The organism is Geodermatophilus obscurus DSM 43160 (assembly GCF_000025345.1).
Lineage (GTDB): Bacteria > Actinomycetota > Actinomycetes > Mycobacteriales > Geodermatophilaceae > Geodermatophilus > Geodermatophilus obscurus.
On sequence record NC_013757.1, the window covers coordinates 1601158 to 1615791 of the forward strand.

Consider the following 14634-nt stretch of genomic DNA (forward strand, 5'->3'; position numbering starts at 1 on the left):
CTCCCGCGTCCAGCAGTGGGCTGTCGCCGGGTCCGCCCTCAGCCGTCGCTCTCGGCGGCGTCCCGCTCCCGGGCCCGCAGCGACCGCGCGATCCCGTCCCGGCCCTCGGCGACCAGGCGGCGCAGCGGCGCGGGGTGGTCCTCCCCGGCCAGCCAGGCGTCGGCGACCTGGACCGTGCGCAACTCGACCACCGGCGGGAACAGGTACTGCACCGCGTTCTTCGCGATCTCGCCGGGACGGCGGTCCCACAGCGGGCGGATGTCGGCGAAGTACCGCTCGACGTAGCCGGCCGTGAGCGCCCGCTGGGCAGGGTGCCAGAAGCCCTGCAGCATCGCCTCGTGCACCGCGTTGGGGATGGTGTCGTCGGTGAAGGCCCGGGTCCAGGTCTCCTCCTTGGCCTCCGACGTGGGCCGCAGCGCCCGCGCGGTCGCGGCCCGCCGCACGCCGGTGGCGGTGGCGTCGCGCGCCTCCTCGGCGGCGATCTCCTCGTCGCCGGCCGCGCCGATGGCGACCAGCCCGTGCAGGAAGGCCCAGCGGGCGTCGGCGTCGACCGGCAGCCCCTCGACCACGCGCGAGCCGTCGAGCAGGCTGCGCAGGACGGCGGCGTGCTCCTGGGTGCGGGCGGCGCCGGCAAAGGTCCGCGACCACTGCAGCTGGGTGTCGCTGCCCGGCTCGGCGGACTCCAGCGCCGCCAGCGCCTTGTCGGCCAGTGCCCGCCAGCCGGTCCCGGCCCAGCGCGGGTCGGCGTAGTTGGCCAGCGCCGACTGCACCCGGGCCAGCAGCGACTGGACGACGCTGATCTCGGTCTCGGCGTCCACCCCGGCCAGCACCAGGGCCACCCAGTCGCGGGCCGGCAGCTCGGCGTCCCGGGTCATGTCCCACGCCGCCGACCAGCACAGCGCGCGCGGCAGCGGGTCGGGGATGGTGCCGATGGCCTCCTGCAGCGTGGCCAGCGACCGGTCGTCCAGGCGCAGCTTGGCGTAGGTCAGGTCGTCGTCGTTGACCAGCACCAGGTCGGCCGCGGGGGAACCGGCCAGCTCGGCGACCTCGGTCAGCTCGCCCTCGACGTCCAGCTCGACCCGGGTGCGCCGGGTCAGCCCCTCGGGGCCCTTGTCGTAGAGCCCCACCGCCAACCGGTGCCGGCGCAGCACCGGGTGCTCGGGAACGGCGCTCTGCGCGATGGCGAGGCTGCGGTAGCGGCCGTCGTCGGAGACCTCGAGGACCGGCCGCAGCGTGTTGACCTGGCTGGTCTGCAGCCACTGGCGCGACCACTCCGACAGGTCGCGGCCGGTGGCCTCCGACAGCGGGTCGAGCAGGTCGGCCAGCGTGGTGTTGCCGAAGGCGTGCGTGCGGAAGTAGTGGCGGATGCCGGCGATGAACTCGTCCCGGCCGACGTAGGCCACCAGCTGCTTGAGCACCGAGGCGCCCTTGGCGTAGGTGATGCCGTCGAAGTTCACCTCGACCGCGGCGACGTCGACCATGTCGGCGGCGATCGGGTGGGTCGAGGGCAGCTGGTCCTGCGCGTAGGCCCAGGCCTTCTCGGTGTTGGCGAACGTCGTCCACGCGGTCGTGTACTCGGTGGCCTCGGCCTGGCACAGCGTGGAGATGTAGGTGGCGAAGGACTCGTTGAGCCACAGGTCGTCCCACCAGCGCATGGTCACCAGGTCGCCGAACCACATGTGCGCCAGCTCGTGCAGCACCGTCTCCGCGCGCCGCTCGTAGCGGGCCCGGGTGGCCTTGGAGCGGAAGACGTAGTCCTCCAGGAAGGTCACCGCGCCGGCGTTCTCCATCGCCCCGGCGTTGAACTCCGGCACGAAGAGCTGGTCGTACTTGTCGAACGGGTAGGGGTAGTCGAAGACCCGGTGGTAGAAGTCGAAGCCCTGCTTGGTGACCCGGAACAGCTCCTCGGGGTCGAGGTGCTGGGCCAGCGAGGCGCGGCAGTACAGCCCCAGCGGGATGCCCTCGTGGGAGTCGGTCACCCGGGCGTAGGGGCCGGCGACCAGCGCGAGCAGGTAGGTCGACAGCCGCTTCGTCGGCGCGAAGTGCACCAGCTGCGAGCCCGCGGGACCGGCCTCGATGGTGCGCTCGCCGGTGTTGGAGACGACCTGCCAGTCGAACGGTGCGGTCACGTGCACCGTGTAGGTGGCCTTGAGGTCGGGCTGGTCGAAGCAGGTGAACACCCGCTTGGCCTCGGCCGGCTCGAAGTGCGTGTAGAGGTAGACCTGCCCGTCCTCGGGGTCGACGAAGCGGTGCAGCCCCTCGCCGGAGTTGGAGTACCGGCAGTCGGCCTCGACCACCAGGGTGTTCTCGGCGGCCAGGTCGGGCAGCGGCAGGCCGCCCTCCTCGGTGTACGTCGAGACGTCGAGCGGCTTGCCGTTCAGCGTGGCGGAGCGGACGGTCTCGGCGACCAGGTCGATGAAGGTGTCCGCGCCGGGCTCGCGGCAGGTGAACTGCACCGTGGTCGTCGACCCGAAGGTGTGCTCGCCGGCGTGCCCGGCGCCGTCGGTCAGGTCGAAGGAGACGTCGTAGCTGTCCACCGCGAGCAGTCGGGCGCGGGCGGCGGCGTCATCGCGGGTCAGGTTGGGTACGGCCACGCAGGGGAGCTTCCCACGGCCCCCCGACACGCCGACGGTCCGGATCGGACGCCCTCTCCACCAGGGGAGGGCCGGAACAACCGCCGTGCAGGCCGGCTTGGCACCCGGCAGAGACGTCCCCGGTGCGGTGTCGCCGGGCAGTCACGACACGAGGAGCAGAACGCATGACCGAGGCAGTGCAGAGCGCCCCCACGCAGGCCCGCGTGGACTTCTGGTTCGACCCGCTGTGCCCGTGGGCGTGGCTGACCAGCCGCTGGGTCCTGGAGGCGGCGAAGGTCCGCGACATCGACCTGCACTGGCACGTCATGTCCCTGACGGTGCTCAACCGCGGGCGCGACCTGCCGGAGGAGTACCAGGAGATGATGGAGAAGGCGATCGGCCCGGTGCGGGTGGCGATCGCCGCGGCGCAGCAGCACGGCGACGAGGTCCTCGGCGACCTCTACACGGCCATGGGCACGCTGCGCCACCACGAGGGCCTGGAGCTCGACGAGCTGATCGCCCCGGCGCTGGAGCGGGTCGGCCTGCCGGCGTCGCTGGCCGAGGCCGCCACCTCCACGGAGTACGACGAGGCCCTGGAGAAGAGCCACCACGCGGGCATGGACCCGGTGGGGGACGACGTCGGCACCCCCGTCATGCACATCGACGGCGTGGCCTTCTTCGGTCCGGTCATCAGCAAGGTGCCCACCGGTGAGGACGCCGGGAAGGCCTTCGACGGCGCCGTCCTGCTGGCCAACCTCCCCGACTTCTGGGAGCTCAAGCGGACCCGGCTCTCCGGCCCCGACATGGACTCCGTGCCGGCCGACGCGCTGGAGATCACCCGCCGCTGAAGGAGGACGCCGTCGCCCTCACTCGCAGGCTCGTGCACGGCCCCGGCCAGAGGCTCGCCGCGGCCCCGTCCCGGGTCCCACCCTGAGCTCACGAAGGGTGGGGAGGACGGGGCCCTCTGCCTGAAGCGGGCCGGGGTGCCTGGATCGAGGCCCGCCGGAGGACCCACCGCGCCGAGTGAGCCTGCCGGTGGTGCCGGCAGCCGACCGTGGACCGCTGTCGACGGTCGGGGGACGTCCTCGCTGTCCGGTCGAGGACGTCCCCTGACCGGTCAGCGATGTCCTGGCCTCCGGTCGGATCCCCTACGTTCCGAGGCAGAACGGTCCACCGGCTGGATCACGTCGGCGCCGTGGTCGAGGACCTCGCGGCTGCTGTCGCGTTCTTCGTCGACCTGGGCCTGGAACAGGAGGGCGAGGCAACGGTCGAGGGTGGGTGGACCAGCTCGTCGGGCTGGACGGAGTCCGCGCGGACATGGCCGTCGTGCGGACCCCGGACGGCCACGGCCGGGTCGAGCTGTCGACGTGAGGGCATCCGCTCGAATGTGCACGGCTCGCCGATCGTCGTCTCGACGATCCTGCCGGGCTACATCGCGACCGACATCAACGTCGGCCGCCGCGGCCCGTTCACCGTCGACCTCGACACCGGCGTCGGAGCCCTCACCGCCGCGATCGAGCGGGAGCGGGTGCGCGCCTACGTGCCCGGCTGGCCGTGGCGTCCGGTTGCCGGGCTGCTGCCGCTGTCCGTGGTGCGCCGGGTCACCTAGGAGAGACCGCGCTGCTCCGTCGCCCCTCGGCCGTGATCATCGGCAGGTGGGCCCCCCGCGTCGGCGTGTCGCACCACCACTCGCCGATGATCACGCCGGAAGTCACGACCACCCCGCAGTCGGGTCGAGCGGCGCCTGCCGTCGCACGCACACCCCGCGGTGAGCCTCACCAGCAGATCCGCATCGGGCGCCCGCGGGCATCGGTTGCGCCGTCCCCGACGCACTCCGCGGTCCCGTCGGCGACCCGCCGGGCCGACCAGGCGGCGGCGCATGCGTCCAGCGCGTCCACGGCCGGCACCCGCGGCGGGGCCGCCAGCAGGGCGGCGTCGACGTCCATGACCGTGCGGAGAGCGGCCAGCCGACGCGCCATCCCGCGCGCGGTGACCTTGGCGTCCCTGAGCTCGGGGTCGAGTGCCCGGAAGGCCAGCTCGGGGTGCACCTCCACGACGTGGTCGGCCGGAGGGTCCCCGAGGGCGTCGTCCAGCGAGCGGATGGCCTTGACCAGCTGGAACGACTGCGCGGACGGCGCACGCGGGGGATCGGTCGCCGCCCGCGACAGCGCCCGGGCCTCGGCGTAGTCGTCGGTGGCGAGCACCGCCCGGACCGGCGTGGGGAAGACCGAGCTACCCGCCCGACCCAGCCGCCGCCGCGCCTCCACGTCACAGGCCCGCACGCCGTCGTCCGACAGCCCGATCGGCATGTCGATGCCCACCACCTCGACGGCCGGGACGGCGAGGACGGCCGCGACGTCGGCCAGGTCCAGCAGGCGGACCGAACGCCCCGCGAGCAGGGCCCCGACCCACCGGCCGCGCCAGCCGTCGACACCCAGCACCGCCACCCGGGCAGCCTGACAGACTCCCCGCCATGCGCGTCTTCGTCGGGACCGACCACGCGGGCCTGGAGTTCAAGGACCACCTCAAGCAGGCGCTGACCGACGCCGGCCACGAGCCGGTCGACTGCGGGGCGTTCGAGTACGACGCCCAGGACGACTACCCGCCGTTCTGCTTCGAGGTCGGCGAGCGGACGGTCACCGAGCCCGGCAGCCTCGGCGTGGTCATCGGCGGCTCGGGCAACGGCGAGCAGATCGCGGCCAACAAGGTGCCCGGCGTGCGCGCCGCACTCGTGTGGAACCGGGAGACAGCGGAGCTCGCCCGTCAGCACAACGACGCCAACGTCGTCTCGATCGGCGCCCGGCAGCACGGCGTCGAGGAGGCCACCGAGCTGGTGCTGCACTTCCTCGCGACGCCGTTCAGCGGCGACGAGCGGCACGTCCGCCGGATCGGGCTGGTCAGCGACTACGAGCGCGACCGGCACCGCCCGGCCGGCGGACTGCCCACCCGCGACGAGCCCCGGTAGCCGAGCTGCGGGCTCGCTGACCCCCGTCCGTCAGCCGCCCGGTGCGCGGGTCAGAACTCGTCCGGGCACCAGGGCGTGACCGGCCAGCGGAACGCCGTCCCGGCCTGGGTGACCGCGCCCGGGCTGACCTCGGTGACCCGGCCGGCCGCCTGCAGGGTCGCCAGCGACACCCCGCCGAGATGGGCCGCCGCCAGCGCCTCGACGTCCAGCACCAGGTCGGGGTCGGCGTCGGTCCGCGCGCAGAAGGCGCCGGCCGGGTGGCCGACCAGCGACCAGCGGCCGGCGTTCCACGGGCAGAACCTGTCGCGCACCTCGAGGACCAGGTTGACCGGCGCCGGGTAGCGGCGGGCGGCCAGCGCACGGCCGACGTCGACCAGCCGCACCCACAGCGCGTCGTACGGCTGCGAGCGCAGCGCCCTGGGCTCGGCCAGCAGGTGCCGCAGCGGGTCGTCCGGCGAGGCGGTCGGGGCCCGCATCGTGCGGACGAGGTCCAGCGACAGCAGGAACCGCCACAGCGCCGCGTAGGCCCGCGTGGTCAGGCTGCGCACCTCCTCGACGACGACCGTGCCGTCGGGCTGACCGTCGTCGGTCCACGCCGGGCGGACCCGGTAGGCCGCGTAGCCGGTCCCCGTCCCGTCGAGCTCGACGTGCCGCAGGAACCGCCGCTCGGAGGCGCCGGAACGCTCCGCGGGTTCGTCGCGCAGGCCGCGGTCCCACCAGCGGGCGTCGCGGTCCAGGTTCCCGGGAACGAACCGGCGCACCCGGTCGTGCAGGCCCACGGCGGCCGTTCGGTACTCCTCGACGCCGACCTGCTCGACCCGCCCCTCGCCGAGGTCGACGTCCGGGCGCAGCACCAGCCGGGCGACGTCACCGGAGAGGTTGCCCCGCCAGGTGGCCGGCGCGTAGCCGAAGCGGCCGTAGATCGAGGACTCCGAGGCCCACAGCGCCGCGACCGGCTCGCGCCCCTGCTCGTGCAGCTCGGTGAGCTGCCGGCGCATCAGGGCGGTCAGCACGCCACGGCGGCGGTGGCTGGGCGCGACGCTCACCCAGGTCACGGCCGCACAGGGGACGACGCCGCCGGGCACGGTGAGCTCCCGGCTGTAGACGCCGGCCGTCGCGACCACCCGGTCGCCGTCCCACAGCCCGAGCGAGCGGTCCAGCTCGGCGTGCGCGGGGACGGCGTCGACGAAGGAGGCCGGCGGCTCCTCGGCGAACGCGGTGAACAGGGCCCGGCTGAACGCCGGCCACTCCTCGGGCGTGGCCGGGCGCAGCCGGTCGGCGAAGTCGGTCACCGGAGCTGTCTACCGGAGCCCGCACCCCGTGCGACCGGTCACCGGTCTCGTGCCCCGGCAGGACGACGTCGGCGTCCAGCCCGGCGAGGGGAGCTGGGGGCCGCAGCGCGCCGAGGCCGGGTGGCCGGTGACAAGCGCGTTCCCGGTCAGCACGACGCCGGCCCGAGGGGAGGAGACCCCGTCGGCCACCTGCACGACGTCGTCCGGTCGCACGGTCACCCCGGATCCGTCCCGCCCGGCCGCCCGGAGCCGTCGTCCCCGGGGTGGCGGACCAGCGCGGCCCCGGCGGTCAGGGTCCCGGGCGCCACCTCGGTGCGCCCGGCGTCCCGGACGACGACGTCCATCGCCGCGACCTCGTCCGGCCGTCCGCCGAGCACGACGACCCGTCCGTGCGGGATGCCGAAGGCGGCCAGCGCGGCGTGCACGGCCTGCGCCGCGGCCTTGTGCCGGGACATGGACACGTTGGTGTTGACGAGGATGCGGACCTCGGGGTCGTCGGCGGCGTCCGGTCGCACGGTGGGTGTCCTCCAGGGTCCGGCCGGCCCGGCAGCGCGCGGCCTGCGTCGCGGTCCCGATGCTCCCGGGGTGGGAGGCGCGCTGTCCAGGATCGTTGCATCGCTAGGGTCGCCGGGAGCCGGGCGCGGCCGATGCCGTCGTGCTCCTGCGCGACCGTGCGCCCGGCGGGGGGAGGGAGCCGTGCGCTCTCCGACGGTGCCGATCGCCCTGACCGCAGCGCTGCTCGTCAGCGGCTGCGGGGCGGCCTCCGGCGAGGACGGTGGGCAGGCCGCCGGGGTGACGACCTCCGCGCCCGACGCCCGACTGACCCTCGTCGCCGACGACGACCCCGTCGCCGCGGCCGCCTCCGCCAGCCGGGCGCTGTTCGACGGCGCGGACGTCGTCGTCGTGGCCCGCGACGGCGACGCCGCCGGCACGCTGCTCGGCGCCTCGGCCGCCACCGGTCTCGGCGTCCCGCTGCTGCTCGAGCCGGCCGGGGGCGGCCCGGCCGACGCGCTCACCACGGAGCTGGAACGCCTGGGGACGACGACGGTGCTCGCCGTCGGAGCGGCCGAGGGCGGCGCCGGCGGCGAGGGCGGGCCCGAGGTGGTCGCGGTGCCGGCCGCCCCGGAGGCCGTCGCCGAGGTCACCGGGCTGGAGCTGGGGCAGGCGCGGCAGGTGGACGCCGACGGGGCGGCAGCCGCGGTCGCGGAGCTCGACCCCGAGCAGCCGGCGGCCCTGCAGCCCGCCGACGCCGCGCCGGCCAGCGGCGAGGCCGGGGACGGCGAGCTGCCCGCGGTCGAGCGCGCCGCGCCGCTCGACGACACCGTCGTCGTGACCACCGGCGCCCCTGAGGCGCTGGCCGGTGTCGCCACCGCCCGGGCGGCCGGGGCGCGGGTGCAGCTGACCGGCGGCGGCACCGATCCGCGCGGCTCGGCGGAGCTGGTCGAGCTCATGGCCGAGCAGCAGCCCGGGACGGTGGTCGCGCTGGGCGCCGGGTTCGCCGCCGAGGACGGCCTGGACTGGAAGCTCAAGACGGCGGCCGCCGGGGAGCAGCTGCCCGGCGGGGGTCAGCTGCTCTTCCCGCAGCACTTCCTCGTCGCCCTCTACGGCAGCCCGGGCACCGGGGCGCTCGGCGTCCTCGGCGAGCAGGACCTGCCGGCGTCGGTCGAGCGGGCGCGGGCCCACGCGGCCGACTACGAGCCGCTGGTGCAGGACGCCACCGTCGTCCCCGCCTTCGAGGTCATCGCCACCGTGGCCTCGTCGGTGGCCGGGCCGGACGGCAACTACTCCACCGAGCTGCCGGTCGAGGAGCTGCGGCCCTGGGTGGAGGCGGCCGGCGAGGCGGGGATGTACGTCGTGATCGACCTGCAGCCCGGGCGTACCGACTTCCGCACCCAGGCCGAGCAGTACCGCTCGCTGCTGGAGCTCCCGCACGTCGGCCTGGCGCTGGACCCGGAGTGGCGGCTGGGGCCGGGCGAGGTGCACCTGACCCAGATCGGCTCGGTGTCCATCGACGAGGTCAACGAGGTCGTCACCTGGCTGGCCGACCTGACGCGGGCGGGCGACCTGCCGCAGAAGCTGCTGCTGCTGCACCAGTTCCGGGTCGACATGATCCCCGACCGCGACCGGCTGGACACCTCCCGCGACGAGCTGGCGCTGATGGTGCACGCCGACGGCCAGGGCGGTCAGGGCGACAAGCAGGCGACTTGGCGGACGCTGCGGCAGACCGAGCCGGACGAGGTCGCCTGGGGCTGGAAGAACTTCTACGACGAGGACGTCCCGATGCTCACGCCGGAGGAGACCGTCGCCGTCGAGCCGCGCCCGGACCTGGTCAGCTACCAGTAGCCGGGCGGGTGACCGGGTCTGCCGTTCCGTCGGTGTCCTGTGGTGAGCTGTCGCGGCCCACGCCGGAGGAGGACCCATGACGACCGTGCTGACCGACGAACTGGACCCGCGGCTGCTCGAGCACCGCCGGGAGCTGACCGGCTACTGCTACCGGATGCTGGGGTCGGCCTTCGACGCCGACGACGCCGTGCAGGAGACGATGGTCCGCGCCTGGCGGGGCCTGGGTGACTTCGAGGGCCGGTCGGCGCTGCGGTCGTGGTTGTACCGGATCGCCACCAACGTCTGCCTCGACCAGCTCTCCGGCAGGCAGCGGCGGGCGCTGCCCATGGACCTCTCCGGCTCGCCGTGGCAGCCGGTCGAGGCCTCGCTGGCCGCCCGCCGCCCGGCGACGGCGTGGGTCGAGCCGGTGCTCGACCGGCAGGTCGTCGCCCAGGACGCCGACCCCGCCGAGCAGGCCGTGCAGCGGGAGTCGATCCGGCTGGCCTTCGTCTCCGCGCTGCAGCACCTGCCGCCGCGCCAGCGGGCCGTGCTGCTGCTGCGCGAGGTGCTCCGCTGGCGGGCCGACGAGGTCGCCCAGCTGCTCGACACCACCGTCGCGTCGGTCAACAGCGCGCTGCAGCGGGCCCGCGCCACGATGGCCGTGGTCGGCGGCGAGGCCGAGACCGAGCCGCTGGACGACGTCCACCGCGCCCTGCTCGAGCGCTACGTCGACGCGTTCGAGCGCTACGACGTCGAGGGCCTGGTGTCGCTGCTGCACGAGGACGCCACCCAGCACATGCCGCCGCTGGAGATGTGGCTGCGCGGCCGGGCCGACATCGGCACCTGGATGCTCGGCCCCGGCGCGAAGTGCCGCGGCTCCCGGGTGCTGCCGACGATCGCCAACGGGGCGCCGGCGTTCGCGCAGTACCGCCCCCGCGCCGGCGGCGGGCACGAGCCGTGGGCGCTGCACGTGCTCGAGGTGCGCGACGGCCGCGTCGCGCACATCTCCAGCTTCCTCGACCTCGACAACGACCTGTTCCGCCGGCTCGGCCTGCCCGTCGAGCCGGCCTGAGAGAAGACCCCGTCCCCTCAGCGCTCGCAGCCTCGCTCCGCCGACTCCCGTCACTCCGGGACGAGTTGTCAGGTGGCTGCGTACAGCCGGGTGACGGCATCGACCAGATCGCCCAGTCCGTTGGGGTGGTGGTCGCGCCACCAGGCGAGTCTGACGGGGATGCGGGGGCCGTCCTTGATGGGCCGGTAGGTCACCCCGGGGCGCGGGTGGTGGTGCGCGGTGGCCTCGGCGGTGGTTCCCACGCCACGCCCGGCGGCGATGGCGTCGAGCCAGCCGTCGACGTCGGTGGACTCGATGAACCGGGGCGGATGGTCGGCGCCGTGCCACAGCTGGCTGCTGGTGGTCCCGACCCGGGGATCGATGATCACGGTGCGGTCGGCGATCTCGGCCATGCTCAGCTGGCGCCGTCGCGACCACTGCGGGTCATCGGAGGCGAAAGCGACCAGCCGGCGTTCCAACCCCACCACGAGGGACTCGAATCGCTTCTCATCGACCGGTCGGCGCACGATCGCCACATCGCACAGGCCCTCGGCCAGGCCCGCGGTGGGCGAGTTGTGCCGGAGCAGCTCCAGCTCGAGCGCATCGTGGCGCTGCGCCCAGTCCCGTTGCAGGCGGGCGGTGTGCCGCCCGAGAGCCGCCCACGCATAGCCCAGCCGCAGGACGTCGTGGCGTGAGGTCAGGAACTCGGTGAACCTCGCGGCCTCGGACAGCACCCTCCGGGCATGCGGCAGCACCTGTTGCCCGGTGCTGGTGAGCTCGCACCCGCGCGGCACCCGCCGCAACAGCCGGTCCCCGAGGGTCTTCTCCAGTCCCGCGATCGTGCGGGAGACCGCGGCCTGCGAGACGTACAACTGCGCGGCGGCGTCGGTGAACGACCCTGCTTCAGCGACCGTGACGAAGAACCGCAGCTCCCGGAGACTCCACTCCATGACCAAAGCGTATGGAAGTGCCAGAACATGCACTAGGGTCATGCGGCGCCACACCCCTACCGTCGGCGCATGAACGCCCTCGACATCGCTGAACGCGCGCACTCCGCGCCGGCCGGCCGCCGACAGTTCTCCGCTGCCACGGCCACCCCGCGTCAGCGCGGTGCCGGCATCGCGCTGATGCTCGCCAGCTCGGCGTCGAACCAGACCGGCGCCGCCCTGGGTGCGTTGGCGTTCCCGGCCATCGGTCCGGTCGGCGTGGTCGCGGTCCGCCAGTTCGTCACCGCCCTCGTCCTGACGCCGATCGTGCGCCCGAGGCTCCGTGGCCTGCGCCAGGACCAGTGGTGGCCGGTCCTCGGTCTGGTGGTCGTGTTCAGCGTGATGAACCTCAGCCTGTATGCCGCGATCGACCGCATCGGGCTCGGCCTGGCCGTCACCTTGGAGTTCCTCGGCCCGCTCACCGTCGCCATCGCCGGCTCACGGCGGGTGCTCACCATCGCCTGCGCCGCTCTGGCCGGGATCGGCGTGGTGGTGCTGACCGACCCGGGGCCCAGCACGGACCTCATCGGCATCGCCCTGGCCCTGCTCGCGGCGCTGGCCTGGGGCTCCTACATCCTGCTCAACCGCACCCTCGGCCAGCGGCTTCCCGGCCTGCACGGCACCGCTGTGGCCAGCCTCGTCACCGCCGCCGCCTGGACCCCCATCGCCGTGACGTGGTTCGCCTTCCACGCCCCCACTGCCGCGGCCGTCGCCCTCGCCGTCGCCTGCGGGCTGATGTCCTCCATCGCGCCCTACGTCGCCGACCTGCTCGCCCTGCGCCGAGTACCCGCCCAGGTGTTCGGCACCTTCACCAGCACCAACCCCGTCTGGGCGGTCCTGGCCGGCTGGCTGCTGCTCCACCAAGCCCTCGACCTCAACGAGTGGATCGGGATCGGCCTGATCGTCACCAGCAACGTCGTCGTCTCCGCAGGGGCACTCACCTCGTCGAGGGGGGAGGTGCGAGCAGCGGCGCTCCGGGACATCGCAGACTGACCGTGGCCGGGCGGCGATGGCCCGAGCGGCTCCTGGCCCCCGTTGCAGACACGCGTCGTCGGGGCCTGTGCGCTGATCTGCTCCTGCTGGCTCCCCGCCGTCGTCCTGAGAGGAGTTCTCAGCCTCCAGACGAGGCCCATCCGGACGAGGACGAGGCGGAACCCGGCAGGGGGCCACCGCACCGGCTCAGCCCTCCCGGACGCCCACCAGCGGCAGGGTGAACGCGCCGGACTGGATGCCGGCCAGATCCAGGGCGAGGAACCGGAAGCCGGCGGCCCGCACCACCGAGATCGCCTGCTCCCGCAGCGGGTCCGACACGAGCGCCGGCAGGTCCTCGACCGCGACCTCGAGGCGGGCGACGTCCCCGTGGTGGCGGACCCGCAGGTCGCCGAGCCCGAGCCGCCGCAGCCCGGCCTCGGCCGCCTCCACCTGGGCGAGCTTCTCGGGGGAGACCTCGCTGAAGTGCGGGATCCGCGAGGCCAGGCACGGCGCCGCGGGCTTGTCCGCGCAGGGCAGCTCCAGCGCGCGGGCGATCCGGCGCACCGCGGCCTTGTCCAGGCCGGCGTCGGCCAGCGGGCGCAGCACGGCGTGCGCGGTGGCCGCGCGGGATCCGGGGCGGTCCGGTCTCCGGGCGTCGTCGGCGTTCTCCCCGTAGGCGACCGCGGTCAGGCCGTACCGGGACACGACGTCCTGGGAGATCCGCTCGAACAGCTCGTCCTTGCAGTGGAAGCAGCGGTCCGGGCCGTTGCGCCGGTAGTCGGGCCGGTCCCCCTCGAAGGTCGGGACCTCCACCACGGGCACCCCGACGTGCGCGGCGACCCGGTGCGCGGCCGCCCGCTCGTCGGACGCGAGGCTGGGGGAGACCCCGAGGAGGGCGAGCACCCGGTCGGGACCGAGGGCCTCGACGGCGAGGGCGAGCGTCACCGAGGAGTCGACGCCCCCGGAGAACGCGACCCCCAGCCGCGCCGTGCCGGTCAGCCCCTGTAGGAGGCCGTCGACCGCGCGGCGGTCCTCCGGCTGCAGTGACGTCAGGGACACGTGTCGCGCCTCAGCTGATGTCGGCGAGGAGCTCGGAGCTCACGTACGGGATGGTCTGCGGCCCCTCGGGCAGCACGCACACCCGCGCGTCCGGCCCCGCCGCGTCGAGCAGCTCCCGGACCGTGGCCCCGATGTCGTGGGTCTGCTCCAGGTGGGCCGCCTCGAGGGCGTGGTCGGAGAGGTAGGAGGTCTGCATGATCACCCGCGCCCGGCTCTGGATCTTGGCCTGGACCTGCACCTGCCACTGGTCGGGCACGGTCTTCGGCCGGTTCTCGATCAGGTCGAGCAGGGCCTGGGGGGACTCCGCGGACTCGAGCACCTCGCGATAGGAGCCGTGGTTGGGGAACCCGTCCCGGCACTCGGCCGCGCAGATGATCGCGCCGCCGTCCTTGACCACCGTGGCCGCCGCGGAGATGCCCTTCACCGCCTGGTAGAGGTTCTGGTCGAGGGGGAAGCCGGAGTTCGTGGTGACCACCACGTCGAAGGGCTCCGGCACCGGGGCCATCGCCAGCTCCCGCGCGGCCTCGCGGGCCGCAGCGTGCATGGCGAACAGCTCCCCGGCGAACGCGCCCACCACCTGCTGGTCCCGGTTGAGGGTGACGTCGAAGCCGAAGTGCACGCCCCCGACCGCCGCGACGACCGCGCGGATGTCGTCGTGCACGGGGTTGCCCTCGCAGATGCCCCACACGGCCTGGGGCGAGCCGATGCGCTCGGCGTCGTGCAGGGTCAGCACGGTCTCCAGGCCGGCCAGCCCCGGGACGGCGAGCTTGGGGCCCCCGCTGAACCCGGCGAAGAAGTGCGGCTCGACGAACCCCGTGGTGATCCGGACGTCGGCATCCACCCAGTGCCGGTCGAGCCAGACGGGCACGCCGTTGCCGTGGGTGCCCATCCAGACCAGGGACGCCTCGTCGCGCGCGTCGTGGTTGAGGACGTGGACCCGGTCGACGACGTCGTCGCCGAGCATGCTGCGCAGCTCGGCTTCGGTGTTGCCGCGGTGCGTGCCCGTGGCCACGAGGATGACCACGTCGTCCAGGCCGACGATCCCGTCGAGCTCCTCGAGCACGGCCGGGACCATGAGGTCCCGCGGCTGGGCGCGGGTGCCGTCGCAGACCGAGATGGCCACCTTCTGGCCCGGTCGCACGATCTCGCGCAGCGGAGGCCCGGCCACCGGTTGACGCAGGGCCGACCGGAGGACCGCGGCCGGGTCCTCCGCGCCGGGCACGTAGCGGGGCTCGACGACCGTCGTCCGGTCGTCCGGCAGGTCGACGGTCAGACCCTGCTCGCCGTAGGCCAGTTGGACCCTCATCTGATCACCCGTCCTGCCGTCCGGTCGGTTGAGCGTGCTCGGACCCTAACCGGGACCGCCGGTCCCAGCGCCGCCGCGGGCCGTACCAGCAGCAGACCGTCCGCGGAG

13 protein-coding genes are annotated in these 14634 nt (G+C 74.3%); 6 read left to right on the forward strand and 7 right to left on the reverse strand.

The genetic code is table 11. The features are described from left to right. Positions 1 to 38 precede the first annotated feature (38 nt). The gene (gene pepN / locus GOBS_RS07615; protein ID WP_041241391.1) at positions 39 to 2594 is read right to left on the reverse strand and encodes an aminopeptidase N; all 2556 of its coding nucleotides are present in this window, start codon (positions 2592 to 2594) and stop codon (positions 39 to 41) included. 164 nt (positions 2595 to 2758) lie between these two features. Here pepN and GOBS_RS07620 point away from each other — a divergent pair, with 164 nt between their 5' ends. Together GOBS_RS07620 and GOBS_RS28635 are read left to right on the forward strand one after the other, a co-directional pair. Continuing rightward, on the forward strand, positions 2759 to 3421 hold the full coding sequence (locus tag GOBS_RS07620) for a mycothiol-dependent nitroreductase Rv2466c family protein (RefSeq protein WP_012947713.1): 663 nt from the start codon (positions 2759 to 2761) through the stop codon (positions 3419 to 3421). 347 nt (positions 3422 to 3768) lie between these two features. After that, positions 3769 to 4182 carry an SDR family oxidoreductase gene (locus GOBS_RS28635; RefSeq protein WP_243697665.1) on the forward strand — a complete coding sequence of 138 codons (414 nt, stop codon included), beginning with the start codon at positions 3769 to 3771 and terminating at the stop codon, positions 4180 to 4182. A 166-nt stretch (positions 4183 to 4348) separates the two neighbouring features. Here GOBS_RS28635 and GOBS_RS07635 read toward each other — a convergent pair whose 3' ends face one another. Beyond that, on the reverse strand, positions 4349 to 5020 hold the full coding sequence (locus tag GOBS_RS07635) for a DUF429 domain-containing protein (protein ID WP_012947714.1): 672 nt from the start codon (positions 5018 to 5020) through the stop codon (positions 4349 to 4351). 26 nt (positions 5021 to 5046) lie between these two features. Between GOBS_RS07635 and GOBS_RS07640 the strand changes: the two genes are divergently transcribed. Beyond that, a complete protein-coding gene (locus GOBS_RS07640; RefSeq protein ID WP_012947715.1) occupies positions 5047 to 5538 on the forward strand; it encodes a ribose-5-phosphate isomerase in 492 nt (163 codons plus the stop codon). Positions 5539 to 5588: 50 nt separating this feature from the next. Here the strand turns inward: GOBS_RS07640 and GOBS_RS07645 are convergent, their stop codons facing one another. Beyond that, on the reverse strand, positions 5589 to 6830 hold the full coding sequence (locus tag GOBS_RS07645) for a GNAT family N-acetyltransferase (protein ID WP_012947716.1): 1242 nt from the start codon (positions 6828 to 6830) through the stop codon (positions 5589 to 5591). Positions 6831 to 7045: 215 nt separating this feature from the next. After that, positions 7046 to 7345 carry a hypothetical protein gene (locus GOBS_RS07655; RefSeq protein WP_012947717.1) on the reverse strand — a complete coding sequence of 100 codons (300 nt, stop codon included), beginning with the start codon at positions 7343 to 7345 and terminating at the stop codon, positions 7046 to 7048. 181 nt (positions 7346 to 7526) lie between these two features. Here GOBS_RS07655 and GOBS_RS07660 point away from each other — a divergent pair, with 181 nt between their 5' ends. Then, positions 7527 to 9173, forward strand: coding sequence for a hypothetical protein (locus GOBS_RS07660; RefSeq protein ID WP_012947718.1), 1647 nt, complete (start codon positions 7527 to 7529; stop codon positions 9171 to 9173). A 76-nt stretch (positions 9174 to 9249) separates the two neighbouring features. Continuing rightward, positions 9250 to 10224 carry a sigma-70 family RNA polymerase sigma factor gene (locus GOBS_RS07665; RefSeq protein WP_012947719.1) on the forward strand — a complete coding sequence of 325 codons (975 nt, stop codon included), beginning with the start codon at positions 9250 to 9252 and terminating at the stop codon, positions 10222 to 10224. Positions 10225 to 10292: 68 nt separating this feature from the next. Here the strand turns inward: GOBS_RS07665 and GOBS_RS07670 are convergent, their stop codons facing one another. Then, entirely contained in the window at positions 10293 to 11153 is an 861-nt protein-coding gene (locus tag GOBS_RS07670) for a LysR family transcriptional regulator (protein WP_012947720.1), read from the reverse strand. A gap of 69 nt (positions 11154 to 11222) precedes the next feature. Between GOBS_RS07670 and GOBS_RS07675 the strand changes: the two genes are divergently transcribed. Next, complete coding sequence (locus GOBS_RS07675; RefSeq protein ID WP_012947721.1) at positions 11223 to 12182, forward strand: EamA family transporter; 960 nt, start codon at positions 11223 to 11225, stop codon at positions 12180 to 12182. Between the two features lie 186 nt (positions 12183 to 12368). Here the strand turns inward: GOBS_RS07675 and larE are convergent, their stop codons facing one another. Together larE and larA are read right to left on the reverse strand one after the other, a co-directional pair. Then, positions 12369 to 13220 (reverse strand): ATP-dependent sacrificial sulfur transferase LarE, encoded by an 852-nt coding sequence (larE, locus tag GOBS_RS07680; protein WP_012947722.1) that lies wholly within the window; start codon positions 13218 to 13220, stop codon positions 12369 to 12371. Between the two features lie 10 nt (positions 13221 to 13230). Beyond that, positions 13231 to 14526 carry a nickel-dependent lactate racemase gene (gene larA / locus GOBS_RS07685; protein WP_012947723.1) on the reverse strand — a complete coding sequence of 432 codons (1296 nt, stop codon included), beginning with the start codon at positions 14524 to 14526 and terminating at the stop codon, positions 13231 to 13233. Positions 14527 to 14634: the final 108 nt, after the last annotated feature.